Consider the following 16,199-nt stretch of genomic DNA (forward strand, 5'->3'; position numbering starts at 1 on the left):
TTTATATGCAAAATTTAATAGATCTTGAAAAAAAAATTAACTCGGAACTTACAACTAAAATTAAAAAAACTGAGATTAGACATGAACAGTTATATATTAATATTGATAATGAAGATTTGATAGATGTAACGTTATTTATTAAAAGTAACGAGAATACAAAATTTAGACAGTTAATTGATATTACAGTTGTTGATTACCCTGAAAATGCTCAACGTTTTAAAGTTGTGTATTTGTTTTTAAGTCATGAATTTAATCAAAGAATTATATTAAGTTACCTAATAAGTGAAAATGAAGTTATTCCATCACTAACACCCATTTATCCTGCAGCAAATTGGATGGAGAGAGAAGTTTTTGATATGTATGGAGTTAAGTTTAAAGACCATCCAGATATGAGAAGAATACTTACTGATTATGGCTTTGAAGGACACCCCTTAAGAAAAGATTTTCCTTTAACTGGTCATACTGAAGTTAGATATAGCGAAGATCAAAAGAAAGTTATTAGTGAACCAGTTAAGTTAGAGCAAAATTATAGAAATTTTGATTACGAAAGCCCTTGGGAAGGAACAAAATATATTAAAGATCAAACTGACCTTGAAAATGACAAAAAAAATTAAAACATTAAATCTAAATTTTGGACCTCAGCACCCCGCAGCTCATGGTGTGTTAAGATTAATTTTAGAATTAGATGGAGAGGTTGTTGAAAAAGCTGATCCACATATTGGTCTTCTACACCGGGGAACAGAAAAGTTAATAGAAAATAAAACGTATATGCAAGCAGTCCCTTATTTTGACAGACTTGATTATGTTGCTCCAATGAATCAGGAACATGCTTTTGCTTTAGCTATAGAAAAAATTTTAAAGATAAATGTTCCAATTAGAGCCCAATTAATCAGAGTAATGTTTTGTGAAATTGGAAGAATATTAAGTCATATATTAAATGTTACAACTCAAGCTCTTGATGTAGGCGCTTTAACTCCATCACTATGGGGTTTTGAAGAACGTGAAACATTAATGACATTTTATGAAAGAGTATCTGGTTCAAGACTACATGCCAATTACTTCAGGGCCGGTGGTGTTCATCAAGATTTACCGATGGGTCTTGCAGAGGATATAGGTAATTTTTGTAAGTCGTTCCCGAAGATAATAGATGATCTAGAAACATTATTGACTGACAACAGAATATTTAAACAGCGAAATGTTGATATAGGAATTGTAACCAAGGAAGATGCGTTAGATTATTCTTTTAGCGGTGTTATGATTAGAGGCTCTGGAGTTCCTTGGGATCTAAGAAAGTCTCAACCTTATGACTGTTATGAACAACTAGAATTTAAAATTCCAGTAGGAAAAAATGGAGACTGTTTTGATAGATATTTATGTAGAATTGAAGAAATGAGAGAAAGTGTTTCAATAATCAAACAATGTTTAAGTAAAATGGAAAAAGGACCAATTAAATCATTAGATGGAAAAATTAGTCCTCCACCTAAAAAAGATATTAAACAATCAATGGAAGCTTTAATTCATCACTTTAAATTATTCACTGAAGGTTATCGTGTTGACAAAGATGAAATTTATACTGCTGTTGAAGCACCAAAGGGTGAATTTGGTGTTTATTTAATATCTGATGGAACCAGCAAACCTTACAAATGTAAAATTAGAGCTCCTGGCTTTTCTCATCTACAAGCAATGGATTATTTGATTAAAGGACATATGCTTGCTGATGTACCTGCTGTTTTAGGTTCGTTAGATATTGTTTTTGGAGAGGTTGATAGATAATGAGTTTAAGAAAACCTGCAAAAGAACAACCAGAAAAATTTGAATTCACAGCAGATAGTCTAGCTGCAGCAAAAGAAATGATTTCCAAATATCCAGAAGGAAAACAACAAAGCGCTGTAATGGCATTACTATATATCGCTCAAAAACAAAATGATAACTGGATACCACTTGCAGCAATGAAATATATCGGAAAGTTTTTAGATATGCCTTATATAAAAGTTTATGAGGTGGCCACTTTTTATACAATGTATAACCTATCACCAGTTGGAAAACACTTTATTCAAGTTTGCACAACTACACCATGCATGATCAGAGGAGCTTATAAACTTGTTGAAGCATGCAAAGAAAAAATTTCAGAAAATGAAAATGAATTATCCACTGATAAATCATGCTCATGGATGGAAGTTGAATGTTTGGGTGCATGCGTTAATGCCCCAATGATGCAAATTAATGATGACTATTATGAAGACCTAGATAAAGAAAAAACTTTAAAAATTTTAGATGAGATACTTGACGGTAAGACGCCAAAGCCAGGATCTTATAGAGGAAGAGTTAATAATGAACCTGAAAATAACAGAAAAACACTTTTGGATTTAAAAAATGCTTAACGATAAAGATAGAATATTTCAAAACCTATATAATGATAAAGGTTCAGATGTTGAGTCTTCAAAAAATAGAGGTGACTGGGTAGATACTGCTGAAATAATAAAAAAAGGTAGAGAATGGATTATAGAAGAAGTTAAATCATCGGAATTAAGAGGAAGAGGTGGTGCTGGATTTCCTACGGGTCTTAAATGGTCTTTTGCCCCAAAAGAACTTGGTTCTAGACCTCACTATCTAGTTATAAATGGTGATGAATCTGAACCTGGCACATGTAAGGATCGTGATATTTTAAGGTTTGAACCTCACAAATTAATAGAAGGATGTTTGATTGCTTCTTACGCAGTTCAGGCCCATGTTTGCTATATTTATATACGCGGTGAATATTTTATTGATGGACAAAAACTTCAAAAAGCAATCGATGAAGCTTATGAAAAAAAACTTATAGGAAAAAATGCCTCTGGTACTGGCTGGGACTTAGATATTTATATTCATTATGGAGCAGGCGCTTATATATGTGGTGAAGAAACAGCACTTCTAGAAAGCATCGAAGGTAAAAAAGGTCAGCCAAGATTAAAACCTCCTTTTCCAGCTTTAATAGGATTATACGGATGTCCAACAATAATTAATAACGTGGAAACTATAGCTGTTGTTCCGACGATTTTGAGAAAAGGTGGTAAATGGTTTGCGTCATTAGGAAAAGCGAAAAATACAGGAACTAAAATATTTTGTATATCTGGAAATGTTAATAAACCATGTAACGTTGAAGAGGAAATGAGTATATCTCTTAAAGAGTTAATAGAAGTACATGCTGGCGGAGTAATTGGTGGATGGGATAATCTACAAGCAGTAATACCAGGTGGATCTTCTATGCCTATTATACCAAAAAAAACATGTGAAACTTTAACAATGGATTTTGATTCACTTGTTGCTGAGAAAAGTGGTTTAGGAACCGCAGGTATTGTCGTTATAAATAATGATCAAGATATTATTAAATGTATGGCAAGAATTGCTAGATTTTATAAACATGAAAGTTGTGGACAGTGCACACCATGTAGAGAAGGTTCTGGATGGATGTGGAGAATGTTAGAAAGAATGGCTAAGGGAGAAGCGTCAAAAGATGAAGTAGAAATGCTTGGTGATGTTACAAATCAAATTGCTGGTCATACTATTTGTGCTTTTGGTGAAGGATCTTCATGGCCTGTCCAGGGTTTGTTAAGACATTTTAGAAAAGAAATTGAAGAACGAAACAATTTTGAACCAACAATAAAAAAAAACAATGAAGTTCCTTATTTAGTCGATCAACATTTATTGGATAAAAAAAATGCCTAAATTAAAAGTTAACAATATTGAAGTTGAAGTTGAAGATGGCTTAACAGTCTTACAAGCTTGTGAAAAAGCTGGAGTTGAAATTCCAAGATTTTGTTATCACGAAAAACTTTCAATTGCTGGAAATTGTAGAATGTGCCTAGTTGAAATGGAAAAATCTCCAAAACCAGTTGCTTCATGTGCGATGCCTGCTGCTGAAGGTATGAATATTAAAACCAATACTGAATTTGTTGAAAAAGCAAGAAAAGGCGTGATGGAATTTTTACTTGCAAATCACCCATTAGATTGTCCTGTATGTGATCAAGGAGGCGAATGTGATCTTCAAGATCAATCAATGTTTTATGGGGTAGATAAATCTAGATTTAAAGAAAATAAAAGACAAGTTCCTGAAAAAAATATGGGTCCTTTAATTAAAACTCAAATGACAAGGTGCATCCATTGTACTAGATGTGTTAGGTTTGCAACAGAAATTGCTGGTGTACCAGAAATAGGAGCAATAGGACGTGGTGAAGATATGCAAATAACTACTTACCTTGAGCAATCAATGCAATCAGAATTATCTGCTAATGTTGTTGATTTGTGTCCTGTTGGAGCTTTAACATCTAAACCATATGTTTTTGAAGCAAGACCTTGGGAATTAAAAAAGACCGAATCTATTGATGTTATGGATGCTATTGGCTCTAATATAAGAGTTGATACCTATGGCTGGGAAGTTAAGAGAATTTTACCAAGAATAAACGAAGACATTAACGAGGAATGGATTTCTGATAAAACAAGACATGCTTGCGATGGTTTATCAAATCAAAGACTAGATACACCTTATATTAAGTATAATGGAAAATTTGAAAAAGCATCATGGTCTGAAGTTTTTAATATAATTAAATCTAAGTTTAAAAACACTGATAAAGAAAAAATCTGTGGGTTAACTGGTGATTTAGTCAATATGGAAACACTTTATATATTTAAAGAATTTTTTAATAAAACATTAGATTCTCAAAATATAGAGTCTAGAGATAATTACAGTTATTTAAATCCAGAAAAGCGAGAAAATTATTTATTCAACTCATCAATTAATGGAATTGAAGAAGCTGATTTTATTTTCCTTTTAGGGACAAACCCTAGATTTGAAGCAACAATTTTAAATGCCCGAATTAGAAAATCCTATCTTCAAAACAAAACTAAAATTATTTCGCTAAATGAAGTAGGTGACCTTACATACCCTTACCAGTCTTTAGATGGAAACACTGAAACTGTTAAAAAAATTATCGAAGGTAAACATGAGGTATCTGATTTAATTAAACAAGCAAAGAAACCTATGATTATAATGGGTCAATCTGCACTAAAAAGTAAATCATCTAAATATATTTTTGAGTCAATCAAGCAATTTTTAGATGAAAATAATAAACTTTCCAATGATTGGAATGCTTTAAATATAATTTCTGAAAATGCATCCACGGTAGGTGCGTTTGATCTTGGGGTATATAAAACAACTGATGGTGACAATGAAGTTTTGAAAGACTTGGAAGATCACAAGTTTGAAATTGTTTATCTTCTAGGTCTAGACACTATTAATTTTGAAAAAAAAAATGAGTTTATTATTTATCAAGGCTCTCATGGAGATAAAGGAGCGGAAATAGCAGACATTATTTTGCCAGGGGCTGCTTATACAGAACAAAATGGTTATTTTACAAATTTAGAAGGTAAATTACAAAAAGCCTACAAAGCATCTTATCCACCAGAACTTGCAAAAGAGGATTGGGTAATAATAAATGAACTTGCAGAGTCCATGAATCATAGAAAATTATTTAATGATAAAGATGAGCTGGATAGCAGTTTAATTAATCAAATAAATCTACATATTGAAAAAAATAACTCTTTAACTTCATCAAAAGTTAAGGAATTAATTTTTGAAAATGAATTGATTAAGATAGATAATGATTATTATTATTCAAATGTAATTGCTAGAGCTTCAAAAACTATGTCTGAGTGTAGACATTTAAAAGCAGATTTAAAGTCTACAGGAACAGAAGGTTAATTTATGGAATATATTAATATTATTTTTTTACAAACTTACAAAATATTATTTTTATTAGTTCCTGTTTTAGTTTCTGTGGCTATGATTGTGTGGCTTGACCGACGTATTTGGGCCTTTGTACAAAAAAGGCAAGGACCTAATGTTGTTGGACCTTTTGGTTTGCTTCAATCATTAGCTGATGCATTAAAATATATTTTTAAAGAAGTTATAATTCCTTCAAGTTCAAATAAAGTAATCTTTATACTAGCACCAATTGTAACTATGACTTTGGCCTTAGTTTCGTGGGCTGTTATTCCATTCAGCACAACTCAAGTATTGGCAGATATTAATGTAGGTGTCCTTTATTTATTTGCTGTTTCTTCTTTAGGTGTTTATGGAATTATTATGGGTGGTTGGGCTTCAAATTCAAAATATCCTTTTTTAGGCGCTATTAGATCTGCCGCACAAATGGTTTCTTACGAAGTATCAATTGGAGTCATTATTATTAACGTTTTGCTTTGTGTTGGTTCTTTAAATTTGAACGATATAATTATGGCTCAAGAAAATTTATGGTTTATAATTCCATTATTTCCAATGTTTGTGATTTTCTTTATTTCTGCATTAGCGGAGACAAACAGACCGCCATTTGATTTGCCTGAAGCAGAAGCAGAACTTGTTGCGGGTTATCAAACTGAATATTCAGGCATGATGTATGCAATGTTTTGGCTTGGAGAATATGCAAATATTCTTTTGATGTGCGCTATGGGGTCAATACTTTTTTTAGGTGGGTGGCTATCGCCCATTGATCTTTATCCATTTAACTTAATTCCAGGCGCAATTTGGATGATTTTTAAAATATTATTCTTATTTGTTTTGTTTGCCTTGGTTAAAGCTATTGTTCCAAGATATAGATACGATCAATTAATGAGACTAGGATGGAAGATATTTTTACCATTATCATTAACATGGGTAGTTCTAACAGCTAGCTATTTGTTTTACTTCAACTTATTACCGGTTAATTAATTATGAAAATTTCAAGAATATTTAAAACAATTTTTTTATTAGATTTTTTAGGTGGCTTAAATATTGCTATCAAAGAAATATTTAAATCTAAAAAAACAATAAATTACCCTTTTGAAAAAGGAAAAATAAGCCCAAGATTTAGAGGTGAACATGCTTTAAGAAGATATCCTAACGGTGAAGAAAGATGTATTGCATGTAAGTTATGTGAAGCTGTGTGTCCAGCTCAAGCAATCACAATTGAGTCCTCTGAAAGAGCTGATGGTAGCAGAAAAACTACTAGATATGATATTGATATGATGAAATGTATTTATTGTGGTCTTTGTGAAGAGTCTTGTCCAGTTGATGCTATTGTACAGGGGCCTAATTTTGAATTTTCAACTGAAACAAGAGAAGAACTTTATTACAATAAAGAAAAATTACTCGATAATGGAGATAGATGGGAAAATGTTTTAGCAGCCAATATTAAAGCTGATAACTCTCACAGATAATTATGTTAGCGCACGCAATATTTTTTTATACGTTTTCTTTTATAGCAATTGTTTCTGCTATAATGGTAACAGTATCTAAAAACACCGTTCATTCTGTTTTCTTTTTAATTTTAGATTTCATAAGCATTTCATGCCTATTTATAATGATCGGCGCTGAATTTTTGGGAATGATCATGTTGATTGTTTATGTAGGCGCGGTTGCTGTTTTATTTTTATTTGTAGTTATGATGTTAAATGTAGCTCAACAAAAAAATCAGTGGTTTAGTGCACAGGAAAGTTCAAAACATATACCTATTGGACTAATAGTAAGTGTTATAATATTTTTCGAATTAATAATCGTAATTGGTGGATGGAAATATAAACCTGATCTTGTCTCGGCAATGTCTTTAACAATAGATAAAAATATAACCAATACTCATTCAATTGGTTACGTTCTATATACAGATTACATTCATGTTTTTCAGTTAAGTGGAATGATTTTATTAGTTGCAATGATAGGTGCTATTGTTCTTACATTTAGACAAAGATCTGGAGTTAAAAGACAAAGTTATTTTAGTCAAATATCTCGTGAAAGATCAGATGGTGTTGAATTAATTGATGTTGAGAACAATAAAGGAGTTAAATCTGATGATTAGTATAGGTTTAGGTCACTATCTTACATTGGCTGCAATAATTTTTACTATCGGCATAGTCGGATTATTTTTAAATAGAAAAAATATTATAGTAATTTTAATGAGTATTGAGCTTATTTTATTAGCTGTAAATATTAATTTAGTTTCATTTTCAATATTTTTAAACGATATTTCTGGTCAAATATTCACTCTTTTTATATTAACTGTTGCAGCGGCAGAGGCGGCAATAGGTTTAGCAATTATTGTTGTCTATTATAGAAACTCATCAACAATTGATGTTGAGAAAATTGACAGTTTAAAAGGATAATATGGAATTAGCTTTAATATTTCTTCCATTATTAGCCTCAATAACTTCTGGTTTTTTTGGTAAATATTTAGGTGATAGGAATTCAGAAATTGTAACTAGTCTTTTTGTGTCAATTTCAGCGTTACTTTCAATTATATTATTCTATCAAGTGATTGTTAACGGATATGAAAGTAATGTAGTTGTAGCAACTTGGATTAACTCTGGAACTTTAGATGTTAATTGGTCTATTAAAGTTGATGCTTTATCATCTGTAATGCTTGTTGTTGTAACTTTAGTTTCAGCTTTAGTGCATATTTACTCAATTGGTTATATGTCTCATGATCCACATAAGCCAAGATTCATGGCTTATTTGTCACTTTTCACTTTTTCAATGCTAACATTGGTTACCTCTGATAATTTTCTTCAGCTATTTTTTGGATGGGAGGGTGTAGGGCTTTGTTCATATTTCTTGATTGGTTTTTGGTTTAAAAAAGAAACAGCAAATGCAGCTGCAATAAAAGCCTTTGTGGTAAATAGAGTAGGTGATTTTGGCTTTGCTTTAGGAATTTTTTTAATCTTTTATTTATTTGGTACTGTAAACTATGTAGAAGTTTTTAATCAAATTCCACAAATTGTTGAAAAAAAACTTTTATTTTTAGGAATGAATGTTGGAGCAATTGATTTAATTTGTATTCTTTTATTCATAGGTGCAATGGGTAAATCAGCACAAATTTTCTTACACACTTGGTTACCAGATGCCATGGAAGGCCCCACACCAGTTTCAGCTTTAATTCATGCGGCTACCATGGTTACAGCTGGTGTTTTTTTAGTTGTAAGATGTTCTCCAATTTTTGAATACTCACCTCTTACACTAAATATAATTACTGTTGTTGGAATGACTACAGCTTTTTTTGCTGCAACTGTAGCTTTAGTACAAACTGATATAAAAAAAATAATTGCATACTCAACTTGTAGTCAGCTTGGTTATATGTTTTTTGCGGCAGGAGTAGGTGCTTATAATGTTGCTATGTTTCACCTATTTACTCATGCCTTTTTCAAAGCTTTACTTTTTTTAGGTTCTGGATCTGTAATTCACTCATTTAAAGATGAGCAAGATATTAATCAGATGGGAGGTGTTTATAAAAAACTTCCATACACCTATATATTTATGATTATTGGAACATTAGCTCTTACTGGTTTTCCATTCTTATCTGGTTTTTATTCAAAAGATGCAATTATAGAATTTGCGTATCTTAAAGGAAATACAACAGGATATTATGCAGCAGGTGTAGGAATTTTGACTGCTGTTTTAACATCAATTTATTCTTGGAGATTAATTTTTAAAACGTTTCATGGAGATTATAATAATAAAAAAATTAATATTAACGAAATGCACGAATCCCCATTAGTAATGCTTTTACCTTTATTTATACTTGCTATTGGAGCTATTTTTGCTGGTTTTTTATTTAAGGATTTGTTCATTGGCAATAGTAGTGGAAATATTTTTTGGGGAGATTCAATTAAATTTTTAAATCCATTAAGTACAGAACATCCTCCTTTATGGTTTCTTTTAACCACACCAGCACTTGTATTAACCTCCATTCCAATTGCTTATTATTTATTTGTTAAAGATAAAGATATTCCAAATCAAATTGCTAAATCCAATAAACCATTACATAACTTTTTAGTAAACAAATGGTATTTCGATGAACTTTATGATGTTTTGTTTATTAAATTTTCAAAAAAATTAGGAATATTTTTTTGGAAGATGGTTGATGTTAAAATTATTGATAAATTTGGACCAGATGGAGTTTCTTCATTGATTAATAGGCTATCTTTAAAAGCTAGTAAATTTCAAAGTGGATTTATCTATCAATATGCATTTATGATATTATTAGGATTTTCTGCATTATTAACATTTTTAATTTTGAATTAATGAATTTTCCAATTTTATCATCTTTAATTTTACTTCCTGTAGTGGGCTCTTTATTTCTATTATTTTCCAAAGATAAGAATTCTAATACAGGTAAATATGTTGCTTTATTTACATCGTTTGTTAACTTTTTAATTTCTTTATATCTTTGGTATCAGTTTGACCCAACCACTTCTGATTTTCAGTTTGTTGAAGATAGAGAATGGTTAAAGGGAATTATTAATTATAAGATAGGTATTGATGGAATATCAATCTTATTTATAGTTTTAACTGCGCTAATAACACCACTTTGTATAATCTCAGTTAACAATACTGTTAAAGACAGACTTAGAGATTTCCTGATTGCTATCTTAGTAATGGAAAGTTTAATGATTGGTGTTTTTTGCTCTCTTGATCTTGTTATATTTTATTTATTTTTTGAAGCTGGATTAATACCTATGTTTTTAATAATTGGAATATGGGGTGGAGCAAGAAGAGTATATTCAGCATTTAAATTTTTCTTATACACATTACTAGGTTCTGTTTTAATGCTAATTGCTATAATTTCGATCTATTGGATATCAGGAACCACAGATATAACTCAGCTTTATGAACTTGGTATAGACACTAAATATCAAAATTTATTATGGTTAGCTTTCTTTAGTTCTTTTGCTGTCAAAACTCCAATGTGGCCTGTACACACTTGGTTGCCAGATGCACACGTTGAAGCGCCTACTGCTGGCTCTGTTTTGCTTGCAGCTATATTACTTAAAATGGCTGGTTATGGGTTTATTAGGTTTTCTTTAGGACTTTTCCCAGTAGCTTCTGATTTATTTACGCCTCTAGTCTATGCCTTGAGTTTGATTGCTATTGTATACACATCTCTTGTTGCGCTGATGCAAGAAGACATGAAAAAGTTAATAGCGTATTCTTCAGTTGCACACATGGGATTTGTTACATTAGGTATTTTTACAATTACCCAACAAGGTATTGAAGGAAGTATAGTTCAAATGATAAGTCATGGTTTGGTTTCAGCAGCATTGTTTTTATGTGTTGGAGTTGTTTATGATCGTATGCACTCCAGATTAATAGCAACTTACGGTGGCTTAGTTTCGGTTATGCCTAAATATTCTATATTATTTATGCTTTTCACTTTAGCTGCATTAGGCTTACCCGGTACTAGTGGTTTTATAGGTGAATTTTTAATACTAATGGGGGCATTTAAAGATAATTTCTTAGTAGCAGTTATAGCTAGTTTAGGTGTTATTTTTGGCGCCGCATATATGTTGTGGCTATATAGAAGAGTTGTATTTGGAGAGATTAAAAATAAAGAACTTTTAAAAATGCCTGACCTTAATAATTCAGAAAAATTTATTTTGTGGTGTTTAGCAATACCAGTTTTATTTTTTGGATTTTATCCAGAGCCTCTTATTAATACGATTGAAATTTCTGTAAAAGATTTAATAGAGATGTACAATTTTAACTTAAATATGAATATAACAGAGGTACAAAATTAATGGATAATTTAAATTTTATACTACCTGAAATATTTATATCTTTGTCTATAATGTTTTTATTGCTTCTTGGAGTTTATAAAAAGAATAGCTCAAATATTGTTCATAATCTTGCAGTAGGATCTTTACTTATTACGGGTATTTTAATTTTTAATAATCCGTTAGATCAAAATATTTCACTATTTAATGATGGTTACGTTGTGGATAATCTTTCATCATTTATGAAAATACTCACTATTTTAGGAGGTGCATTTGTTTTATCAATTTCAACAAGATATCTCAAAATATTTAAGATTTTTTTAATAGAATATCCAGTTTTAATTCTTTCTTCAATTTTAGGCATGATGGTAATGATCAGTTCGAATGATCTTATGGTTTTTTATATAGGTCTTGAGTTGCAATCTTTAGCTTTATATGTGTTAGCATCATTTAATCGAGATCAATTAAAGTCTTCAGAGTCTGGACTAAAATATTTTGTTTTGAGTGCTTTATCATCAGGATTATTGTTGTATGGATGTTCTTTGGTTTATGGGTTTTCTGGATCAACTAATTTTAATGTTATTGGTGATGTAATGAATTCATCTCATTATGGTTTAACATTTGGAATTGTTTTTATACTTGTTGGTTTGGCATTTAAGATATCAGCTGTACCATTCCATATGTGGGCACCAGATGTGTATGAGGGCTCTCCAACTGCTGTCACATTATTCTTTGCAATTGTACCAAAAGTTGCAGCTCTTACGGTTTTCATAAGATTTTTATATATACCTTTTGTTAATATGATCGATCAATGGCAACCTATATTAATATTTTTATCAATCGCCTCTATGATTTTTGGTGCTATTGCTGCAATTGGTCAAAATAATCTTAAAAGGTTGATTGCATATAGTTCAATTGGTCATATGGGTTATGCTCTAGCTGGTTTGTCTACAGGTTCAAACGAAGGCATTCAAAGTTCCATTGTATATATGTCGATATACTTGGTTATGAATCTTGCCTTTTTTAGTTGCCTATTGATGTTAAAGAGAAATGATGCTTACTATGAAACCATTGATGATTTATCAGGGCTATCAAAAAATCATCCAATTTTATCATTATCATTACTAGCTATTCTTTTTTCATTAGCAGGCATTCCTCCACTAGCTGGTTTTTTTGCAAAATTTTATATTTTTAAAGCTGTCATAGAGCAGTCAATGTACTTCTTGGCTATTGTAGGTCTTTTATCAACGGTAATAGCTGCATTTTATTATCTCAAAATAATTAAGGTTATTTACTTTGATAAAGAAAAGGAAAGTTATGACACAGATCATAATATTTGGCTAAAAGGATCCCTGACTTTTTCAACATTATTAATTCTCTTATATTTTATTTTTCCAAGCAAATTAGTGGAAATTGTATCTAGAATTAATATTATTTAATGAAATTAAAAAAGTTCAATTTTAAAACTGTAAATAGTACTAACGATCTAGCTATACAAATAATAAAAAAAACCAATAACAAATCTGGAATTATAATTGCTGAAAAGCAAAAAAAGGGAAGGGGTCAATATGGAAAAAAATGGACTTCTTTTAAGGGAAATTTATTTGTCAGTATTTTTTTTAAAATTAACAAAGTCCAATTATCATTGAAAGATTTGACAAAAGTTAACTGTCTTTTAGTTAAAAAATTATTATCAAAATTTTATAATGGTAAAATTATAATTAAAAAACCAAATGATTTGTTAATAAATAAAATGAAAATTTCAGGTATTTTACAAGAAATATTAATCAAATCTGGTGAAAAATTTATTGTTGTTGGAGTGGGTATAAATTTGACCAAGAGTCCAATTATAAAAAACTATTTAACTACAAATTTGTTTGACTTAACTGGCATTAAAATTACACCTAATTATGCTGCTTTAAGGTTAAAAAAAATTTATGAAACTTTTATTCCAATGTTTCCTAAATTTAATATAAAAAACTTAGATAGAAATTTAAAATGATTATTGTTGGTGATATAGGAAATACAGAAACTAAAATTTGTTTGGTAAACTCTAAAAATATTATCATTAAACGTGTTACTTTGTTAACAAAAAAAATAAATCACTCCTCACTTAATAAATCTTTACTTGGCCTAAATTTAAAAAATAAATTAATTAATAAATGTTTATTTTGCAGCGTTGTACCAAAAAAATTTAATGCAGTTAAAATCTTTTTTAACAAAGTTTATAAAATAAAGTGTCACGAACTGAAAAAACTTAAGTTAAATAAATTGATTAAGATTAAAGTTAATTATAAACAAATTGGTTCAGATAGATTAGCAAATGCAATTAGCATCATTAATAATAAGGATAATTTTATAATTTTAGATTTTGGAACTGCAACCACATTTGATGTTCTGATTAAAAATACTTATCATGGTGGCATTATAGCGCCTGGTGTTAAACTCTCATTGGATACATTAACTGATAAAGCATCACAAATACCAAAGATCAATTTAAAAAAAACAAATAGAGTAATTGGATTAAACACTATTAGTGCTGTTAGAGCAGGTTTTTTTTGGGGATACGAGGGTTTAATTGACAATATTGTTAATTTAATTAAGAAAGAGACTAAGATGTCCTTTAAAATTATTATTACTGGAGGATTTTCTGGTTTATTCAAAAATTCAATAAAAACGAAAGTTACATTAAATAAAGACATAACAATTAAAGGCCTAATCAGAGCCACTACTTTAATTAAATAAATATGAAAGATGAATTATTATTTTGCCCTCTAGGAGGGTCCGGAGAAATTGGTATGAATATGAACCTATTTGCCTACGGTAAACCTGGTGAGCATAAATGGATCATGGTTGATATTGGGGTTACATTTGCTGATGATACTTTACCCGGTATTGATCTTATTTACCCAGATCCTGGATTTATTGTTGATAAAAAAGATGACCTTTTAGGAATTATTTTAACTCATGCACATGAAGATCATATTGGTGCGATCGCACATCTTTGGCCTCAACTTAAATGTAAAATCTTTGCAACTCCATTTACAGCGGTTTTAATAAAAGAAAAATTTAAAGAAAAAAATATAGATGTAACCAAGTTTCTCAAAATAGTTCAATTAAATGGAACAGTAAATTTAGATCCATTTAAAATAGAATATATAACTCTAACTCACTCAATCCTTGAGCCCAATGGTCTTAGAATTGAAACTCCAGCAGGTGTAATATTGCATACTGGTGATTGGAAGATTGATCCTGAGCCACTTATTGGTGAAAAGATCAATTCAGATAGACTTAAAGAAATTGGTAATGAGGGTGTGCTTGCTATGATTTGTGATTCAACAAATGTATTTAGCATGGGTAAAGCTGGTTCAGAGTTAGATGTTAGAAAAAGCTTATTAAATATCATGGGCAGCCTTAAAAAGAGAATTGTAATGGCTTCTTTTGCTTCAAATGTTGCACGTATGGAAACAGCTTTTTATTGTGCAGAAAAAACTGGTAGACAAATATCTTTAGTAGGAAGGTCCATGCATAGAATATTTAAAGCAGCAAGACAATGTGGTTATTTAAAAAATGTTATAGAACCTATCGATGCGCGTGATGCCAAAAAAATTGCTAGAGAAAAAATAATTTATCTTTGTACAGGTAGCCAAGGGGAACCTATGGCAGCACTAATGAGAATTTCTAGTAATACTCACCCGGATGTATTCATTGAAAAAGATGATGCTGTTATTTTTTCTTCAAAAATTATTCCCGGTAATGAGAAAAAATTGTATAAATTACAAAATCAACTAGTTAAAGATGGTGTTGAAGTTATTTCAGAAGAAAGCGAATTTGTTCATGTTTCTGGACACCCCAATAGAGATGATCTTAGAGAGATGTACGATTGGGTAAAACCTCAATGTGCAGTTCCTGTTCATGGTGAACACAGACATATGATTGAACATATGAAGTTTGCTAAAGAAATGAAAGTTCCACATCCTGTTCAAGTTGAAAATGGAGATATTGTAAAATTAGCGCCTGGTAAACCACATGTTTTTGATAAAGCACCAAGCGGTAGACTTTATTTGGATGGTAATATGAGTGTAGAAGAAGATGCTCAATCAATCAAAGATAGAAAAAACATTAGTGCAAATGGATATATGGAGGTTACTATTTTAATTACTGCAAAAGGCAATATCCACAAAAGACCCGTATTAACTTTTAGAGGACTGCCTGTTTATGATGTTGATGAGTTTATATACGAATTAGAAGAAGCAATCGAAAAAACAACTAGAACTTTTTCTATAAAAAGTAAAAAGCAAGAATTTAATTTAATTGATGCTTTAAAAATAACATGTAGAAAATGTGCTAAAGATTTCACTGGTAAAAGACCATTTATCAATATCAACCTAGTAAGAATTTAAATGAGTGCAACAGGTCTTGCTATAATTTATATAATAATTTGGTGGATAGTTTTTTTTACAATTCTTCCAATTGATGTAAATAGACAAAAATCTATCAAAATTGATGGTGAAGACGCAGGTTCTCCTGAAAATCCTAAGATGCTAAAAAAATTTATTTATTGTACTGGTATAACAACAGTTATTTTCGTGATAATTTATTTATTGATAAAATATGAATATTTAAATTTAAGATATATAATTAATTAA

16 protein-coding genes are annotated in these 16,199 nt (G+C 30.3%); all 16 read left to right on the forward strand.

What is annotated here, in order from left to right; translation table 11 throughout:
* Nucleotides 1-5 precede the first annotated feature (5 nt).
* Genes AC5SL0_RS02480 through AC5SL0_RS02555 form a run of 16 tightly spaced genes read left to right on the forward strand, consistent with a single transcriptional unit; the run spans nucleotide 6 to nucleotide 16,199 of the window.
* Nucleotides 6-614 carry an NADH-quinone oxidoreductase subunit C gene (locus AC5SL0_RS02480; RefSeq protein WP_006997034.1) on the forward strand — a complete coding sequence of 203 codons (609 nt, stop codon included), beginning with the start codon at nucleotides 6-8 and terminating at the stop codon, nucleotides 612-614.
* On the forward strand, nucleotides 598-1,773 hold the full coding sequence (locus AC5SL0_RS02485; RefSeq protein ID WP_494618592.1) for an NADH-quinone oxidoreductase subunit D: 1,176 nt from the start codon (nucleotides 598-600) through the stop codon (nucleotides 1,771-1,773). Before AC5SL0_RS02480 ends, AC5SL0_RS02485 begins: the two co-directional genes overlap by 17 nt.
* Complete coding sequence (gene nuoE, locus AC5SL0_RS02490) at nucleotides 1,773-2,381, forward strand: NADH-quinone oxidoreductase subunit NuoE (protein ID WP_011282014.1); 609 nt, start codon at nucleotides 1,773-1,775, stop codon at nucleotides 2,379-2,381. Before AC5SL0_RS02485 ends, nuoE begins: the two co-directional genes overlap by 1 nt.
* Nucleotides 2,374-3,705, forward strand: a complete 1,332-nt coding sequence (nuoF, locus tag AC5SL0_RS02495) for an NADH-quinone oxidoreductase subunit NuoF (RefSeq protein WP_011282015.1) — start codon at nucleotides 2,374-2,376, stop codon at nucleotides 3,703-3,705. Before nuoE ends, nuoF begins: the two co-directional genes overlap by 8 nt.
* The gene (nuoG, locus tag AC5SL0_RS02500; protein ID WP_494618593.1) at nucleotides 3,698-5,737 is read left to right on the forward strand and encodes an NADH-quinone oxidoreductase subunit NuoG; all 2,040 of its coding nucleotides are present in this window, start codon (nucleotides 3,698-3,700) and stop codon (nucleotides 5,735-5,737) included. Before nuoF ends, nuoG begins: the two co-directional genes overlap by 8 nt.
* Before the next feature lie 3 nt (nucleotides 5,738-5,740).
* Complete coding sequence (gene nuoH / locus AC5SL0_RS02505) at nucleotides 5,741-6,739, forward strand: NADH-quinone oxidoreductase subunit NuoH (protein ID WP_494618595.1); 999 nt, start codon at nucleotides 5,741-5,743, stop codon at nucleotides 6,737-6,739.
* 2 nt (nucleotides 6,740-6,741) lie between these two features.
* Nucleotides 6,742-7,227, forward strand: a complete 486-nt coding sequence (gene nuoI, locus AC5SL0_RS02510; RefSeq protein ID WP_006997028.1) for an NADH-quinone oxidoreductase subunit NuoI — start codon at nucleotides 6,742-6,744, stop codon at nucleotides 7,225-7,227.
* Nucleotides 7,228-7,229: 2 nt separating this feature from the next.
* Nucleotides 7,230-7,862, forward strand: coding sequence for an NADH-quinone oxidoreductase subunit J (locus AC5SL0_RS02515; protein ID WP_006997027.1), 633 nt, complete (start codon nucleotides 7,230-7,232; stop codon nucleotides 7,860-7,862).
* The gene (gene nuoK / locus AC5SL0_RS02520; protein ID WP_026225064.1) at nucleotides 7,858-8,166 is read left to right on the forward strand and encodes an NADH-quinone oxidoreductase subunit NuoK; all 309 of its coding nucleotides are present in this window, start codon (nucleotides 7,858-7,860) and stop codon (nucleotides 8,164-8,166) included. The genes AC5SL0_RS02515 and nuoK overlap by 5 nt, the downstream gene beginning before the upstream one ends.
* A gap of 1 nt (nucleotide 8,167) precedes the next feature.
* Nucleotides 8,168-10,081, forward strand: coding sequence for an NADH-quinone oxidoreductase subunit L (nuoL, locus tag AC5SL0_RS02525; protein ID WP_494618596.1), 1,914 nt, complete (start codon nucleotides 8,168-8,170; stop codon nucleotides 10,079-10,081).
* Entirely contained in the window at nucleotides 10,081-11,574 is a 1,494-nt protein-coding gene (locus AC5SL0_RS02530) for an NADH-quinone oxidoreductase subunit M (RefSeq protein WP_006997024.1), read from the forward strand. The genes nuoL and AC5SL0_RS02530 overlap by 1 nt, the downstream gene beginning before the upstream one ends.
* Complete coding sequence (nuoN, locus tag AC5SL0_RS02535; RefSeq protein WP_020169349.1) at nucleotides 11,574-12,989, forward strand: NADH-quinone oxidoreductase subunit NuoN; 1,416 nt, start codon at nucleotides 11,574-11,576, stop codon at nucleotides 12,987-12,989. Before AC5SL0_RS02530 ends, nuoN begins: the two co-directional genes overlap by 1 nt.
* Nucleotides 12,989-13,552: a biotin--[acetyl-CoA-carboxylase] ligase gene (locus AC5SL0_RS02540; protein WP_494591223.1), complete on the forward strand. Its 564-nt coding sequence runs from the start codon at nucleotides 12,989-12,991 to the stop codon at nucleotides 13,550-13,552. Before nuoN ends, AC5SL0_RS02540 begins: the two co-directional genes overlap by 1 nt.
* Nucleotides 13,549-14,295 (forward strand): type III pantothenate kinase, encoded by a 747-nt coding sequence (locus tag AC5SL0_RS02545; RefSeq protein WP_494618598.1) that lies wholly within the window; start codon nucleotides 13,549-13,551, stop codon nucleotides 14,293-14,295. The genes AC5SL0_RS02540 and AC5SL0_RS02545 overlap by 4 nt, the downstream gene beginning before the upstream one ends.
* A gap of 2 nt (nucleotides 14,296-14,297) precedes the next feature.
* Nucleotides 14,298-15,953: a ribonuclease J gene (locus tag AC5SL0_RS02550; RefSeq protein WP_494618600.1), complete on the forward strand. Its 1,656-nt coding sequence runs from the start codon at nucleotides 14,298-14,300 to the stop codon at nucleotides 15,951-15,953.
* A complete protein-coding gene (locus AC5SL0_RS02555; protein WP_011282023.1) occupies nucleotides 15,954-16,199 on the forward strand; it encodes a DUF1467 family protein in 246 nt (81 codons plus the stop codon).

This window comes from Candidatus Pelagibacter sp. PS_16 (assembly GCF_059417965.1).